This window comes from Nocardia sp. CA-151230, assembly GCF_050942175.1.
Taxonomy (GTDB): domain Bacteria; phylum Actinomycetota; class Actinomycetes; order Mycobacteriales; family Mycobacteriaceae; genus Nocardia.
The window spans coordinates 4,860,593-4,875,627 of the sequence record NZ_CP192061.1 but is presented as its reverse complement, the minus strand read 5'-3'; the positions used below and the strand labels follow the sequence as shown (position 1 = coordinate 4,875,627).

Below are 15,035 nucleotides of genomic sequence, written 5' to 3'. Positions count from 1 at the left end.
CTTCAGTCCGGCATGTGAGGTCGCCTAGGCTCGGCAGGGTGCTCGACCTCCCGGATGGAGGTGACGAGGGGAGCGGGCTACCTCGGCTGCCGTCCACGGCAGTGCTCGATTGCAAGAAGGATCCGCCCTCATGACTGTTGACACACCCGTGCTTGGTGAGGTCCGATCTCGCGACGAACTCCCGGATGAATTCTTCGCCCTGTTCCTCGACCCGACCCGCACCTACAGTTGCGCGCTGTGGACTCGCCCGGACGACACCCTGGAACGAGCCCAGTCGGCGAAGATCGACCTCGCGTTGGCCAAGTGCGATCTGCAGGCGGGGATGACCTTGTTGGATGTCGGCTGCGGCTGGGGTTCGACCATGTTGCGCGCCATGGACACCTATGGGGTGAACGCGATCGGGTTGACCGGCAACCGCCACCAGTACCGGTATGTGCGGGACCGCCTGGTCGACCGGCTGATCCGCGGCCGCCCCTACGGCGGGGTCCGGCGGCAGGATTGGGAGGAATTCGACCGCCGCGTGGACCGCATCGTGTGTATCGGGACGCTGGAACACCTACACCCGCAGCGCTACGCCGATTTCTTCGATTTCGCTTACCGGATCCTGCCCGATAACGGGGTGCTGTTGGTGCAGACCGTCGTCGCACCGGGCCGCGACCCCTCGGATGTCCACCAGACACGTTCCGCGAGTACCGATTCCGTGTTCACGCCCGGGATCATCCTGCCCTTCGACCGAGTTCCGCCACCGACCGGCCGCAACCCCAAGGGGGTCACCGAGTACGCGGAAGATGCCGGATTCACCATCGCCGGAATCAGGAAACTGGGACCGCACTACACCACCACACTGCAGAACTGGGCCACCGCGCTGCGCGAGCACCGCGACCGGGCGATCGAACTGGCCGGGCGCGACACCTACAACGCCTACATCAGCCATATGACCGGGTGCGCCGACCACTTCCGTCACGGCCACCTCGACGTCATGCAGTTCACCTGCATCAAGATCGGGTTGTGAGGATGGTTCGGCGCCGTCGAGGCCGCTGTGCGCCGGCCGGGGCGCCGGGGGTGATGTCGGCCTGCGCAGGGGCCGGCCGACGAAGACCGATCCGGCGACGCGTGAGCGGATCGGCTGCGAACTCGACACCACCGCGGTCCTCGCCAACGGATTCGACGCGCACGCGCTCTCCTGCGAGAAGGCGAACATCGCTGATCTGCAAGGTTAGTGGCCATTGCGCATAGATCAATGGACCGGTGATCCGACAACGCACTGGCGATCACACCAATGACGATGGTGGGCAGCCGCATGAGAGAGCACCCCATCGGGCATCTGGACCGAATCCTGGCCGGGATCCGCCCCTGACACCGGTCTGGAGTGGCCGAACGCCGCGCATTCGGTCGGACAGCCGGGGTCAGCCTCGTCGCGTTAGCGTTCAGGCCATGGATCTGCTGTTCAGGCGTGCCGAGAACACCGATGCTGCCGACATCGCTGGTATGTGGCTGCGATCGTTTGCCGCAGCGCTGCCGATGGTCAGACGTGGGCACACCGATGCTGCCGTTCAGCGCTGGTTCTCCGATGTGGTTGTGCCCCAGCAGGAGACATGGGTTGCAGTTGCCGACGGTGTGGTCCGCGGGCTTTTGGTTCTCGATGCCGGCGAACTGGAACAGCTTTATCTGGAACCGTCATGGCGGGGTAGTGGCCTCGGGGACCGGTTTGTGGACTTGGCCAAGCGGTTGAGACCGAAGGGGCTGGGATTGTGGACATTCCAGGTCAACGAACCCGCGCGGCGATTCTATGAGCGGCACGGATTCGTCGAGGTCGACCGAACGGACGGCTCGCGGAACGAGGAGCGCGAGCCGGATATCCGCTTCGTATGGCGGCCATGAACTACGTCGCGAACGCCCCCGCCGTCTTCGGGCTGCGAACACACTCATCTGCCGCTTATCGAGCGGTATTCCGCTGGTCGAACCCGATGTAGGCCGCGCTGGGTGTCCGATCGTCGAGCGCCTGGTGCGGTCTGATCGTGTTGTGGAGGATCCGGAACCGATGGACCTCCGTGTCCAGAGCGTCGCCGTTGGAGATCGCACCGCGGAACGTGTAGGCATGGGCCGATCAACTCGGCGACCTTGACTACCGAAACCCCGAGGACTACCGAAACCCCCGAGCCACAGGGCGTTTCGCGCGGTAGCGGCTCGGACGACGCGGCGGGTAGGCGCACGGCACAACACACACGCCGAACACGAGAGCTTTGGCCGATGAGACGACAATTCTGAACTTTATTCAACCAACCGCCCGATCACAGCATCGGCCATGGTCCGATTAGCTGAGCTAGCTCGAGTGTGACCTGCGTTACCACAGAGTGGCAGTGCGCAGCGGAACGAAAGGATCCCGCATGTCTTTTGCGGAGTTGCGCGGCCAGATCCTGCGCCGCAAGCCGATCTCGGAGGTAGACGACGACACGCCCGCGGACGAGCGGCTGTCGAAACACCTCGGTCTGTGGCAGCTGACGGCCATCGGGGTGGGCGGCATCATCGGCGCGGGCATCTTCGCCCTGGCCGGGTCGGTCGCGCACAATACGACCGGGCCCTCGGTCCTCATCTCGTTCCTGATCGCGGGTGTGGCCAGTGCGTGTGCGGCGCTCTGCTACGCGGAATTCGCGGGCATGGTGCCCAAGGCGGGGTCGGCCTACACCTACGGGTACGTGTCGCTGGGTGAGCTGGCGGGCTGGTTCATCGGGTGGGATCTGCTGCTCGAGTACGTGGCGGTGGCGGCGGTGGTCGCCATCGGCGTATCCGGGTACTTCAACTTCCTTCTCGATCAGATCGGAATCACCTTGCCGCACTGGATGCTCGGGGCCTCCGGCACCGGGGACGGGCATGTGGTGGACGTGTTCGCGATCCTGTTCTGCCTCGGCAGTGCGTGGGTGCTGTCGCGCGGCATCAAGAGCGTGGGACGGTTCGAGACCGTTGCGGTGGGGATCAAGGTGGCGATCGTGCTGCTGATCATCGTGCTCGGCCTGTTCAAGATCGACAGCGCGAACTACCACCCGTACTTCCCGTTCGGCACCGGCGCGGTGTGGACGGGCGCGGCCACGGTGTTCTTCGCCGTCTTCGGCTACGACGCCATGAGCACCGCGGCCGAGGAGTCCACCGAGGCGAAAAAGCATCTGCCCAAGGCGATCATCTACTCGCTGGCCATCGCCATGGTGCTGTACGTGCTGGCCACGCTGGTGCTCACCGGCATGCAGAAGTACACCGAGATCAGCCCGACCTCCGGATTCTCCACCGCGTTCAAATCCGTGGGGATGCCGGGCATCGCGAACATCATCGCGATCGGCGCCATCGTCGGCATCATCACCGTGGTGCTCACCTTCATGCTGGGTGTGACCCGCGTCTGGTACGCCATGAGCCGCGACGGGCTGCTGCCGGAATGGTTCGCCAAGACCCATCCCACCCGCAAGGTTCCCACCCGGGTGACCTGGATCGTGGGCGCCGGCTCGGCGATCCTGGCCGGGCTGCTGCCCATCAATACCGTTGCGGAGCTGACCAATATCGGCATCCTGATGGCGTTCATCGTGGTCAGCGTGTCGGTGATCGTCCTCCGCTACACCCGCCCCGACGAGCCGCGTGAATTCCGGCTCCCGCTCATGCCGGTGGTGCCGGTGGTGGGCATCGGCTTCTCCATCTACCTGATCTGGTCGCTGCCCTGGGAAACCTGGGTGCGCTTCGCAGCATGGTTGGTGGTCGGACTCATCGTGTACTTCGGCTACTCCCGCTTCAACTCCCGTCTGGGGCATCGGGCCTCGATCGAAAACGCCTGAGCCGGAATAGACTCCGGGCGGCGCACCGACGCCGGCGCCGCCCGGACCCCGCCTCACACCTCGTTCCGCTGCTCGCCGATCGGCAGCCCGATCGTCAGCAGCGGGAAAGGGACGAGGCCGCCGCATCCGGCCGTGGGCCAGTCTCGCGGCGTGACCTTCGCGCTGGCTTTCACCGGAATTCCCACGGTCTTATGGGCTTCGGCGGCCCGTGCCCGGCTGGGGCGGCTGGTCGGCGCCGCGGTCCTCGGCGTCTTGACGCCGGCCGAGTGGGCAGCGGATAGCGGATGGTTCGGCGGCGATCTGTGATCTGCGCTCAGGAGGGTCGGACGGGGTGAAACCGCTTCGGGGTCACGCTGATACGTGGATGGCGATCGAGCTGTCGGGGCGCGCGTCGACTCGGATGTGGGTCAGGTCGGGGACGTGGGCGGTGGGGGTGAGGGTGGCGGCCCGGGGGCCTACGCCGATGACGCGCATGCCTGCCGCCTTGGCGGCGGCGATGCCCGCTCGGGAATCTTCGAAGACCAGGCAGTCGCCGGGGGAAAGGCCAAGTTCGGCTGCGGCTTTCAGGAAGCCTTCGGGGTGGGGTTTGCTCACCGTCACGGACTCGGCGGTGATGCGGATTCGGGGGAGGGGCAGGCCGGCAGCGTTCATCCGGGTTTCGGCGAGGAGGTCGCTGGCGGAGGTGACCAGGGCGTGGGGGAGATCGGTGAGGGCGGCCATGAATTCGGGTGCGCCGGGGATGGGAACGACGCCCTCGATGATGGTGGCTTCCTCGGCGAGCATGCGATCACAGTCGGCGCGGTTGAGCTCCGCGGGGCGGTCGGGGAGGAGGTCGGCCATGGTCGCCCAGCCCTGGCGGCCGTGCGCTATCGCCAGTACATCGGCCGCGACGAGCTCGTGCTCGGCGGCCCAGCGTCGCCACAGCAGTTCCACTACGGCTTCGGAATTCACGAGGGTGCTGTCCATGTCGAGCAGGAGGCCGCGGGCGGCAAGCGTGGCGTGAACCGTCATAGGCTGGTTATAACCACGGGGCACCGGCCGTGCAATAGATCTCGAATTCGTGTCGCGGCCGGGCGATTCCATGTGACGTGGGTCCCCGCGCACCGGACATATATAACGGTCGTTATAGTCGGTGCAGGACATTCTCCGGCGAGCCGGAGAGCCACGCATACGCGCGCACGAATACGCACCTGTTCGAAGGAGATTTCGCCTTGCGGTCGACCACAGCCCTCGAGCACCCGTTCGATACCGCCACCACGCTGAAGCCGGACGGGGAGGGCCGCTTCCTCGGCCACACCAGCGTCGAGTACTCGAACATGGTGGGCCCCTTCGGTGGGATCACGGCCGCCACCATGCTGCGGGCCGTTCTCGACGACCCGCGCTGCGCGGGCAGTCCGCTGTCGCTGACGGTCAACTACGCCGGGCCCGTCGCCACGGGACCGTTCACCATCGACGCGGAGCCGGTGCGGACCAATCGCACCACCCAGCACTGGGTGGTGACCATGCGGCAGGACGACACCGTGGCGACCACCGCGACCGTGGTGTGCGCGTTGCGCCGCTCGACCTGGTCCGACACCGAGATCAGCCCGCCCGCCGCGCCCGCGCCGGACTCCCTCGAGGTGGCGGTACTGCCCGAATCGCCTGCGTGGCTGCGGAATTACGAGATGCGGTTCGTGGCGGGCCGCGGCCCGTTCGCCGGGGGCGATGACGGCGCACCGGCACCGACGTCCACCTCCATCCTGTGGGTTCGGGACACGCCTGCCCGCTCGCTGGACTTTCCGGCCGTGGCGGCGATGAGCGATATCTTCTTTCCGCGCGTCATGCTGCGCCTGGGCCGGATGGTCCCCGCAGGGACCGTCTCGCTCACCGTCTACTTCCACGCCGAGCTCGACCCGCAAGCGGATCCGGCACGGTTCGTTCTCGCGACCGCCCGGGCGCAACACTTCGGCAATGGCTTCTTCGACCAGTCGGCCCACCTGTGGACCGAGGAGGGCACCGCGCTGGCCACCAGCCACCAGCTCGTGTATTTCAAGGACTGACCCTCACCTCGGCACCGATCGGCCGCGTCGGACAGCCACAGCGGACTGCGCCGTCCGACGGCACGGACGGCCTCGTTGTGGATCGTCTTGTCGCGCCGATCGAGCGCCGCGCCGAGGTTCCCCGGACGATGTTTCGCCATCGATCGATCGAGACGATGGAAGTGCCTGGCGAGCAGCGCTTTTCACCGTTTGGCGGGGAATGTCAGGACGGCCAGACCCGCACCGAGCACGACCAGGCCGCACCACGACAGGACCGGAAGGTGCTCACCGACGACGGTGACACCGAGGAGGGTGGCGACGGCGGGCTCGGCGAGGGTCAGCGTGGTAGCGGACGCGACGGTCGTGTGCCGCAGACCGTATCCGAAGAGGCGGTAGGCCAGGAACGTCGTGAAGAGGGCGAGGTGCAGGGCCACCGCTGCGCCGCGCGGAGTGGTCAGCCAGATCGGGTCGGACGTTGCGACCACAGGCAGCGCCAGGACGGCGGCGAGACCGAACATGGTGCCCATGACCGAGCCGGAGGCGTGGTCGCGAGCGATGAGGGTGCCGCCGATCAGGGAGTAGACGGCGTAGGTGAGGCCTGCGCAGGCCGCGAGCAGCACGCCGAGCAGGTCGATCGCCGCATCGTCGCCGAACCTTGGACCGACAACCAGTACGGCGCAACCGATTACGGCCATTCCGGTGGCGACACACCAGCGTGCGGTCGGCCTACCGTGTCCGGTCAGCCAGGCCAGCAGGCCCGCGAAGACCGGAGCGCTCCCGAGAGCGATGACCGTCGCCACCGCGACGCCGGTCCGGGCCACGGCCGGATAGAAGGTGACCGGATACCCGGCCACCGCACAGGCGCCGAGCATCAGCAGCGAGCGCTCTGCTGCCGAGGCTCGCATGCGGTGCCCGCGGCCGGTGACGAACAGCAACAACCCGCCGAGGACCAATCCGGCCGAACCGATTGCGGCAGCGGATGTTCCGGCCGGAGCCAGCGATGCCGCGGTACCGGTGCTGCCCCACAGCACCGACGCGGCGAGGATCGGCGCACTACCGCGCCAGGAGGTCGAGGGGGTGTGTTCAGGGGTGAGCGTGGACGTGCGTTCGGACACTGTCGAGTACTCCGTCGTCGAATTCCGAAGGGGGAAGGAATCGAAACGGGCGCACGACGAATCCGGGCTGCCGTCGGAGGTCAGCCGGAACGCGAAACGAGAGTCTGCCGCTGCGCCCGATCAGGCGGCCGGCGGCGGCGTGACGGAGTGCCAGAACGTACCCATGGGTCGAGATTACCCAACAGCCTCGCGCCGGCCCTCCCCGGTGGTCAGGTGGTGGCGGGTCCGGCGTGTTTCAGGACTATCGGCGGAGTGAGGTAGTGCTCGAGTACGTATCCGCCGAGAGTGTGTGCCGCGCAGGTCCCCTCGTCGACTTCGGCGGCCGTCCAGTCGCTGCATGTGGTGAACGGATCGTGGATCTGGTCGGCGCTCAGTTCGATTGTCCAGCACAGCCGTTCGACATGGGCGGCGACACAGTGCCCACTGGGCCGAGCATCGGCTCATCGCGTGCGCGGCACCGGTACCGGCCGACGCTCGACACGTAGAGAGTTGATGTGGTGAATCGACCTCGGCCGGTGCCCTACCTGAAGCGGAGCGGGTACCGGGAGCGCGGGGTCACCAGCTGGAAGATCTGGGCCGGTGAGTGACCGCTCGGGACGAATATTCCGTTGATTCGCCCCTATCGCGCGAAGGAAGTTCGATACAGTTCCTCCATGAAGAAGGTTTCTTCAGGATCGAATGTGTCGGGCGGGCCGGTTCCGCTGGATGCCATCGACCGGCTGCTGCTCGATGAGCTGGCCCGCGACGGGCGAATGACCAACAATGCGCTGGCCGCGGCGGCGGGGATCGCACCCTCGACCTGCCTGGGCCGGGTGCGGGCACTGGTGGAGCACGGGGTGATCCGCGGGTTCCACGCCGATATCGACCCGGCCGCGCTGGGTCGCGATCTGCAGGCGATGATCGCGGTGCGGGTGCGTGCGGCGGCGCGCGGCCAGCTGGCCGAATTCGGTGAGCAGATGGCCGCGCTGCCGGAGGTCGAGAACGTGTATTTCATTGCCGGGGCCGACGATTACCTGATCCATGTCGCCACCGCCGACTCCGGCGAGCTGCGCACCTTCGTGCTCGAGCATCTGAGCGCGCATTCCAGCGTCGCGTCCACCGAGACGATCCTCATCTTCGAGCACGTGCGCCCGGGGCATCGCCCCGCGACCTGATCGGCGGCGCGGGGGCTGGTGCCATGTCCGGAAAGGTTTGTTCAGTATGCGGAACCCTCACGGTCCGAGGAACAGTCGTTCGCACGGCAGGCGCGGCAGCAGCCGACAGTCGTCGATGGTGTCGCGTATGAATTCGATTGTGAACCAATGCTTTTGCTTCCAATCGTGGATCAAGTGGCGCACTGCCGCCGCGGTGACGGTGTAGTCGAAGACCACGTCGGCCAGCCAGATTCGCACGTGAACATCACCTTCGCGCGGGAACCATCCTTCGGTGGTCATGGCCGGTCACCATCCCCGGGCATTACCGTGTCGACCTTTCCGGACGAGGCCTCAGGCGGCCAGGGAGTGTGCGGCGTAACCGTGCGCTGCCGCAACCGATTCCGAGAGCAGTTCGCCATTGTGGGTGCTCAGTCCCGCGGCCAGGCCCGGGTCGGCGGCGACGGCGGCGCGCCAGCCCTTGTCGGCCAGGGCGACCGCATAGGGGAGAGTGGCGTTGGTGAGGGCCACCGTCGAGGTGTGCGGCACCGCGCCGGGCATATTGGCCACGCAGTAGAAGATCGAGTCGTGCACCCGGTAGGTGGGCTCGGCGTGCGTGGTGGGGCGCGAATCGGCGAAGCAGCCGCCCTGGTCGATGGCGATGTCGACCAGCACCGAGCCCGGCTTCATCTGGGCGACAAGGTCATTGGAGACCAGGGTCGGAGCCTTCGCGCCGGGCACCAGCACCGCGCCGATGACCAGGTCGGCCTCGCGCACCAGATTCTCGACCTCGAGCCGGTTGGACATGACGGTGCGCACCTGGCCGTGGTACAGGTCGTCGATCTCGCGCAGGCGCTGAATGTTCAAATCCAGCACCGTGACCTCGGCGTGCATGCCGTGCGCGACGGCGATGGCATTGCGCCCGGACACGCCCGCACCGATCACCACCACGCGGGCCGGGCGCACACCCGGCACACCGCCCATGAGCACGCCGCGGCCGCCGCCGCTGCGCATCAGGTGATACGCGCCCGCCTGCGGCGCCAACCGGCCCGCGACCTCGCTCATCGGGGCCAGCAGCGGCAAGGAACCGTCGGGGGCGGTGACGGTTTCGTAGGCCAGGGAGGTGATGCCCGAGGACAGCAGGGCGTCGGTGCACTCCCGGGAGGCGGCCAGGTGCAGGTAGGTGAACAGCACCTGGTCCTGGCGCAGGCGCGCATACTCCTCGGCGACGGGCTCTTTCACCTTGAGGACCAGATCGGCAATGCCCCAGACCTCGTCGGCGGTGTCGAGCACCTGCGCACCGGCGAAGCGGTAGGCGTCGTCCTCGAACGTCGAGCCGACACCCGCGCCGGCCTCGACGACCACCTCGTGGCCGCGGGCCACCAGCTCGTGCACGCCGGCGGGCGTGCAGGCCACCCGGTACTCGTGGTTCTTGACCTCGCGGGGAATTCCGATCTTCATCCGCACTCCTGACTCTCTCGACTGGGGTTTCGGCGGGATCGCCGCCAGAGAGTAAGTATGAATATTGTGCGCGATTAGCTCCAGAGCGGTGAATAAGATTCTCTGAATTCGCCGTTGCCTATCCGAATACTCGAAATCAATGATTGAGAGCTGGGTCACATCGAAGCATATTCGGCGTTTGCGGCGCTACTGCAACGGCTCCGGCCAGCTGTCGTCGATCGCCCAGCCACCCGCCCGCAACTGGGCCCGGACCCGATCCAGATCGGCGGCGCGCGGCATCTCGTCGGTGAGTTTGGTGATGATCACCCCGACGTCGGCCCGGTCGGCGGGCAGCGCGCCGAGCAGCACCAGCTCGGCGGCCACCTGCCGCACCTCGTCCTCGGACAGCCGCCGGGCCAGGACGGCCAGCAGCGGCAGATAGTCGGTGTCGGGCACGCCCTGCGGGTACCCGGCGCGCAGCCAGCCGACAATCCTGGCCAGTAGCTCAGACAACTCCATCGGTGCTCGGTTCTACTCCGCCGGAACGGAATTCACGCTTCGGGCGGGTCGCCCAGCGGCCACCCGCCGGCCGCCAGCCGGGCCGCGACCCGGTTCACGTCGTCGGCGCCGGGCTTCTCGTGGGCGAGTTTCGCGATGGCGGTTTCGATGGCGGCCCGGTCCAGCACACCGCCGGAGGCGAGCAATCCCTCGATGACCTCGTCGACTTCGCGGTCGGTGAGTTTGCGGTGCAGCACCGCGAACAGGGCCACGTAGTCCTCACGCGGGATGCCGTGCGGGTAACCCGCGCGCAGCCAGGCCAGGACGGTGGCGAGGATCGAACGATTGGTCGTCATGGCTCACTTCTTCGGGGGTTTCGCGCCGAACAACTGGATGTCGAAGCTGTGGCTGATGAAATCCTTGGCGATGTAGAGGATTCCGGCAGCGACCACGACCAGGGCGGCCGCGAAGCACAGGTAGGCGATGGCGGTGACGACCACATTGCGGTTGGCGGTGGCCGGGCCGTCGGCGGCCGGTTCCAGGGCCCAGAGCCGGACGCCGATCCCGAAGATCACCGGCACGCCGACCCCGAGCACCAGCGCGATCAGCGTGACCTCGCCCAGGGACTTGGCGATGGCGTCGAAGGTGTGCATGCTCGCTCTCCTCAGGCCGTGGTGGTCTCGCGCGGCTGGGCCGACGGGGTGAGGCCGTCCTCCCAGTCGTCGTTGACATTGCTGGTGTCGATCGGATTGCGGCGCGAGCGCAGGTACATGTAGACCGACACGGCGATCAGCACGGCCAGCACGATCAGCACGCCGAGCAGGCCACCGCCGAGATCGGCGACCCACCAGCAGGCCGCGCCGACCAGACCGGCCAGCGGCAGGGTCAGCAGCCAGGCCACGGCCATGCGGCCCATGACACCCCAGCGCACCTCCGCGCCGGGCTTGCCCAGGCCCGTGCCCAGGATGGATCCGGTCGCGGTCTGGGTGGTCGACAGCGGCAGGCCGAACTGGGCCGAGGTGAGAATGATGGCCGCCGAGGAGGTTTCGGCCGCGAAACCCTGCGGCGAATCGATCTGCACCAGGCCCTTGCCCAGGGTGCGGATGATGCGCCACCCGCCCAGATAGGTACCCGCGGCGATCGCCAGGGCGCAGCACACCTTCACCCACAGCGGGATGTCGTCGGCATTGGTGTAGGTGCCGCGGGCGACCAGGGCCATGAAGATGACGCCCATGGTCTTCTGCGCGTCATTGGTGCCGTGGGCCAGCGAGACCAGGGACGCGGAACCGATTTGGCCCCAGCGGAATGCGGTGCTCACCCGGTCCTTGCGGGAGTGACGGGTCAGTCGGTAGACCGCGTAGGTGCCCAGTCCGGCCACCAGCGCGGCGACGAAGGGGGCCAGCAGGGCCGGGAGGATGATCTTGTTGATCAGGCCGGTCTTCTGATCCCCGGTCCAGATCACGCCGCTCGCGCCCAGCGCGGCGACCGCGGCCCCGATCAGGCCACCGAAGAGGGCATGGGAGGAACTCGACGGAATTCCGACCAGCCAGGTGAACAGATTCCACAGAATTCCGCCGACCAGGCCCGCGAAAACTATGTGCAGCAGGGCCATACCGTGGATACCGCCGATATTCAGCAGCCCACCCGAGACCGTCTTGGCGACCTCGACCGACAGGAACGCCCCGACCAGGTTGAGCACGGCCGAAAGGGCCACTGCCACCCGGGGAGCGAGCGCGCCGGTCGCGATGGAGGTCGCCATCGCATTCGCCGTGTCGTGAAAACCGTTGGTGAAATCGAACGCCAACGCGGTAACCACCACGATCAAGAGAACCAGTAGCTCAGCGCTCACAACTCCAGTGTCACAACGGAATACCGTGCGCAGAACGCCCACACGCCGGAGTTCACTCGAAATTCAATCGAATCGCCCGGGACAGTCGCCCGGAGCACCCGGCCTCTCGCCTCAGCAGCCGGGCACGAGCGTGGACATCCAGTTGCACAGCATCTGCGGCGGGTTCATTCGCGATCACCTCTTACCGCAGGATTCGGAGTCGAGCGAGGCGGGAGGTGGGCGGACTACGCCGTCAGTGAAATGAACGCGCGGCGACGGTGCTTCGCGGTGAGAATGAGGCGGGCCGCTGGGGCCCGAGGTTCTGGAGGGTGGAGATGGACGAGGTGCTGCTCACGCCGCCGGATGCCGCCGAGGTGCGGTTCCTGGCGCGGGGTGTGGTCAGTGCGGCGGCGGGGGAGGCGGGGCTGACGCCGCTGCAGCAGTTGCTGGTTCCGGCCTTGTTCCTGTCGATGACCGGGCATCCGGTGGAACTGGCCGAGGTGGGCCCGATCGGGGCGGCGGAGTTCGCGGACGGCATGGCCCGGCGCAATCGGGTGTTCCGGGAGCGGATCGTGCAGACCATGCTGCTCGCGGCGCTGGTGGTGCGGCCGCTGCCCGCGGCAGTGGGAAACCGGCTGCGGGAGTTCGCCGATGCGCTCGGCGTCGACGACGACATGATCGCCGTCGCGCAACGCTACGCCGAGGGCGCGGTGGATCTGGCCGCGGTCGACTTCACCCGCAATGGCTATCTGGGCAATACGAACACGCTGCGGCTGGACGCGCTGCACACCGAGGGCCTGGACAGTTCGTGGAGCGCGGTCACCGATGATCCGGTACTGGCAGGGCGCTGGGCCGACCTGTGGGATCTGCCGGTCGGCACGCTGGGACGCGGCGTCGCCGACTTCTATCGCGACCGGGGCTTCGTCACCCCCGGTCTGCCCGGTTCCGCCCCGCCGCTGCTGGCCCAGCACGACTGGGTGCACGTGCTCGCCGGGTACGGGACCACCCTCGAGAACGAGATCGAGGTCTTCGCCTTCATGGCCCGCGCCAATGACGACCCGCGCGCGTTCAGCCTGCTGGCCATGGTGATCTCGCTGTTCGAGACCGGGTACCTGCGCGCGGGCGCGGGCCTGTTCGAGGCCGACGAAGGCCACCTCAGCACGCATGGAATGGCCGAACGGCTCGGCGATGCCATGCGGCGCGGCGCGCTCACCCAGGGCAGCCACGACTTCCTCGACCTGGACTGGTTCTCGCTGGCCGACCGCCCGATCACGGTGGTGCGCAATGAGATCGGCCTGGTCCCCAAGACCGGGTCGGCACTTGCGGCGGGCTCGGCAGGACCATGGCAGCACGGCGGGATCACGCCGTACCAGCTGAACTCCTCGAAGAATGCCGCGGAGGCGTCGGGCCGGCCCTACGTGCCCTGGCAGCCGGACCCGTCGCGCGACTGACCGGCTCCAGCGAAAGTAGGTCTGCTGTACGTGGGTCGTGCCCAGAGTCCCGGGTGAGCAGTGCGCCTTGCGCACTGCTCACCCGGCGCGCCGACCCGTCGCTCCCGAGGCGAGCCGTCAGCCCTGACCGAGCAGGCCGAGCATGCCGGAAACGGCTGCGGGCCAGGTGAATTCCTCGGCGCGGCTGCGGGCGGCCCGGCGGCGTTCGGCGGCCGGGCGGGACAGCACGTCGGTGACGGCCTCGGCGAAGGCCCGGGGGTGGTCTGCGGCAACCGCTCCGGCTTCGGCGGTGATGATGTCGGCCAGGGCGGAGGAGCGGCTGACCACGACCGGGGTGCCGGCGGCGAGGGCTTCCAGCGCGGCCAGGCCGAAGGTCTCGTGCGGGCCGGGGGCCAGCGAGACGTCGGCGGTGGCCAGCAGGGTGGCCAAAGCGGTTCTGTCGTCGATGAATCCGGCGAAGTGCACGGTGGGGCGCCCGTCCGGGAGCGGTGGGATGGTGCGGGCGCGGCGCTCGAGGGCGTCGCGGCGGGGGCCGTCGCCCGCGACGACCAGACGGGCGTCGAGGCCGCGGCGGCGCAATGCGCTCACTGCGGCGATACTGCGGTCGACCCGCTTCTCGACCGAGAGGCGGCCGCAATGCACCAGCAACGGGTAGTCGTCGGCGCCGAGATCGGTGCGCAGGCGGTGGTCGTGGCGGTCCGGCCGGAACATGTCCAGATCGACGCCGAGCGGGACGAGTTCGACGTTCTCGACGTCGATGCGGTGGAACTCCTCGCGCGCGAACTGCGTGGTGCAGACGACCACGTCGTAGTCCTCGGCGGTGCGGCGGTTGGCGGCGTCGGCGGCGCGGCGGGCTATCGGACCGGGCAGGATCTGGCCCAGCAACCGGTCGAGGCGCTCGTGGGAGATCATCACGCCAGCGATGTCGCGTCGGCGCGCCCACCGGCCGAAGCCACGCAGCGTCAACCGGTCCGACACCTCCAGCACATCCGGCCGCAGCCCGGCCAGGGTGTCCGCGACCCGGCGCGGGTCCGCCGCCCGATAACCGCCCGTCCAAGGAATCTGCGGCGCGGGCACCGTGATCCGCAGTACCCCGGTCGGCAGCACCTCCTCGGCCCGCTTCGGCCCCGGCACGACCAGCACCACCTCGTGCCCGGCGGCCGCATATCCCGCACCCAGGTGATGCAACGCGGTGCGCAACCCACCCGACCGCGGACCATAGAAGTTCGCCAGCTGAACGATGCGCACGTGGCCGATCGTGCAGGGCAACGGGTTACCGTCGGCACCTCCGGCGCCAACACCACATGAACACCCGCGAAAGACCCAGCAAACCCGGCGTAGTCGGCACCCCGCTCTCTCACTGGTCGGGGCGAAATCTCGTGAGCTGACCGGTTTTGCGGCTCTGACCGCCCGCAGCGCCCGGTGTTCGTGACAAGGCATTTCCCGGCGTCCACTGTCGGGTTTCGACGCGTCCGCGCCGGTTGGCGGTCGGGATGGCGAACCCGACGAGCCCGATCCAGGTTCCGTCGGTGCACTGGGCCCACGCGTAGAGCAGGCCGGGCACTGTGGCGTTGAGATCGAGCGCGCCGGCCTTGATCCGCAGGGACACCGCGTCCCTGCGGAACGGGCCATGGGTGGGGATCGCGATGCTCAGATCGACGAGTACCGGCGTCGGAGGATCCACGACGCGGCGCTGAGCTGCCGCGAATTCGTCACTCCAGTACTCGAACATGCATTCGA

Annotated in this window: 17 protein-coding genes; 7 read left to right on the top strand and 10 right to left on the bottom strand. The window is 67.9% G+C overall.

Features of this window, described 5'->3' with window-relative positions; translation table 11 throughout:
* Positions 1 to 130 precede the first annotated feature (130 nt).
* From ACQP1O_RS23100 to ACQP1O_RS23085, 4 genes are all read left to right on the top strand, one after another.
* On the top strand, positions 131 to 1,012 hold the full coding sequence (locus tag ACQP1O_RS23100) for a class I SAM-dependent methyltransferase (protein WP_433560574.1): 882 nt from the start codon (positions 131 to 133) through the stop codon (positions 1,010 to 1,012).
* A gap of 422 nt (positions 1,013 to 1,434) precedes the next feature.
* Complete coding sequence (locus ACQP1O_RS23095; protein WP_433560573.1) at positions 1,435 to 1,881, top strand: N-acetyltransferase family protein; 447 nt, start codon at positions 1,435 to 1,437, stop codon at positions 1,879 to 1,881.
* Positions 1,882 to 2,387: 506 nt separating this feature from the next.
* Positions 2,388 to 3,815: an amino acid permease gene (locus tag ACQP1O_RS23090; RefSeq protein WP_433560572.1), complete on the top strand. Its 1,428-nt coding sequence runs from the start codon at positions 2,388 to 2,390 to the stop codon at positions 3,813 to 3,815.
* Positions 3,816 to 3,965: 150 nt separating this feature from the next.
* Positions 3,966 to 4,121, top strand: coding sequence for a hypothetical protein (locus tag ACQP1O_RS23085; RefSeq protein ID WP_433560571.1), 156 nt, complete (start codon positions 3,966 to 3,968; stop codon positions 4,119 to 4,121).
* 42 nt (positions 4,122 to 4,163) lie between these two features.
* Here the strand turns inward: ACQP1O_RS23085 and ACQP1O_RS23080 are convergent, their stop codons facing one another.
* Positions 4,164 to 4,826 (bottom strand): HAD-IA family hydrolase, encoded by a 663-nt coding sequence (locus ACQP1O_RS23080; RefSeq protein WP_433560570.1) that lies wholly within the window; start codon positions 4,824 to 4,826, stop codon positions 4,164 to 4,166.
* A gap of 200 nt (positions 4,827 to 5,026) precedes the next feature.
* Here ACQP1O_RS23080 and ACQP1O_RS23075 point away from each other — a divergent pair, with 200 nt between their 5' ends.
* Positions 5,027 to 5,854, top strand: coding sequence for an acyl-CoA thioesterase (locus ACQP1O_RS23075; RefSeq protein ID WP_433560569.1), 828 nt, complete (start codon positions 5,027 to 5,029; stop codon positions 5,852 to 5,854).
* A gap of 182 nt (positions 5,855 to 6,036) precedes the next feature.
* Here the strand turns inward: ACQP1O_RS23075 and ACQP1O_RS23070 are convergent, their stop codons facing one another.
* Positions 6,037 to 6,948 carry a DMT family transporter gene (locus tag ACQP1O_RS23070; RefSeq protein WP_433560568.1) on the bottom strand — a complete coding sequence of 304 codons (912 nt, stop codon included), beginning with the start codon at positions 6,946 to 6,948 and terminating at the stop codon, positions 6,037 to 6,039.
* Between the two features lie 653 nt (positions 6,949 to 7,601).
* Here ACQP1O_RS23070 and ACQP1O_RS23065 point away from each other — a divergent pair.
* Positions 7,602 to 8,102 carry an Lrp/AsnC family transcriptional regulator gene (locus tag ACQP1O_RS23065; RefSeq protein ID WP_433560567.1) on the top strand — a complete coding sequence of 167 codons (501 nt, stop codon included), beginning with the start codon at positions 7,602 to 7,604 and terminating at the stop codon, positions 8,100 to 8,102.
* Positions 8,103 to 8,159: 57 nt separating this feature from the next.
* On the opposite strand, the gene ACQP1O_RS23060 is transcribed toward ACQP1O_RS23065, so the two are convergent.
* From ACQP1O_RS23060 to ACQP1O_RS23035, 6 genes are all read right to left on the bottom strand, one after another.
* Complete coding sequence (locus ACQP1O_RS23060) at positions 8,160 to 8,381, bottom strand: hypothetical protein (protein ID WP_433560566.1); 222 nt, start codon at positions 8,379 to 8,381, stop codon at positions 8,160 to 8,162.
* Positions 8,382 to 8,432: 51 nt separating this feature from the next.
* The gene (gene ald, locus ACQP1O_RS23055) at positions 8,433 to 9,539 is read right to left on the bottom strand and encodes an alanine dehydrogenase (RefSeq protein ID WP_433560565.1); all 1,107 of its coding nucleotides are present in this window, start codon (positions 9,537 to 9,539) and stop codon (positions 8,433 to 8,435) included.
* A 186-nt stretch (positions 9,540 to 9,725) separates the two neighbouring features.
* Positions 9,726 to 10,037 (bottom strand): DUF3349 domain-containing protein, encoded by a 312-nt coding sequence (locus ACQP1O_RS23050; RefSeq protein WP_433560564.1) that lies wholly within the window; start codon positions 10,035 to 10,037, stop codon positions 9,726 to 9,728.
* 32 nt (positions 10,038 to 10,069) lie between these two features.
* The gene (locus tag ACQP1O_RS23045; protein ID WP_433560563.1) at positions 10,070 to 10,372 is read right to left on the bottom strand and encodes a DUF3349 domain-containing protein; all 303 of its coding nucleotides are present in this window, start codon (positions 10,370 to 10,372) and stop codon (positions 10,070 to 10,072) included.
* Positions 10,373 to 10,375: 3 nt separating this feature from the next.
* Positions 10,376 to 10,669, bottom strand: a complete 294-nt coding sequence (locus ACQP1O_RS23040) for a hypothetical protein (RefSeq protein ID WP_433560562.1) — start codon at positions 10,667 to 10,669, stop codon at positions 10,376 to 10,378.
* 11 nt (positions 10,670 to 10,680) lie between these two features.
* A complete protein-coding gene (locus ACQP1O_RS23035; protein ID WP_433560561.1) occupies positions 10,681 to 11,865 on the bottom strand; it encodes an anion permease in 1,185 nt (394 codons plus the stop codon).
* A 308-nt stretch (positions 11,866 to 12,173) separates the two neighbouring features.
* Between ACQP1O_RS23035 and ACQP1O_RS23030 the strand changes: the two genes are divergently transcribed.
* Positions 12,174 to 13,295, top strand: a complete 1,122-nt coding sequence (locus ACQP1O_RS23030; protein ID WP_433560560.1) for a hypothetical protein — start codon at positions 12,174 to 12,176, stop codon at positions 13,293 to 13,295.
* A 117-nt stretch (positions 13,296 to 13,412) separates the two neighbouring features.
* On the opposite strand, the gene ACQP1O_RS23025 is transcribed toward ACQP1O_RS23030, so the two are convergent.
* Both ACQP1O_RS23025 and ACQP1O_RS23020 read right to left on the bottom strand, forming a co-directional pair.
* The gene (locus ACQP1O_RS23025; protein ID WP_433560559.1) at positions 13,413 to 14,543 is read right to left on the bottom strand and encodes a glycosyltransferase; all 1,131 of its coding nucleotides are present in this window, start codon (positions 14,541 to 14,543) and stop codon (positions 13,413 to 13,415) included.
* 109 nt (positions 14,544 to 14,652) lie between these two features.
* On the bottom strand, positions 14,653 to 15,027 hold the full coding sequence (locus tag ACQP1O_RS23020) for a hypothetical protein (RefSeq protein ID WP_433560558.1): 375 nt from the start codon (positions 15,025 to 15,027) through the stop codon (positions 14,653 to 14,655).
* Positions 15,028 to 15,035 lie beyond the last annotated feature (8 nt).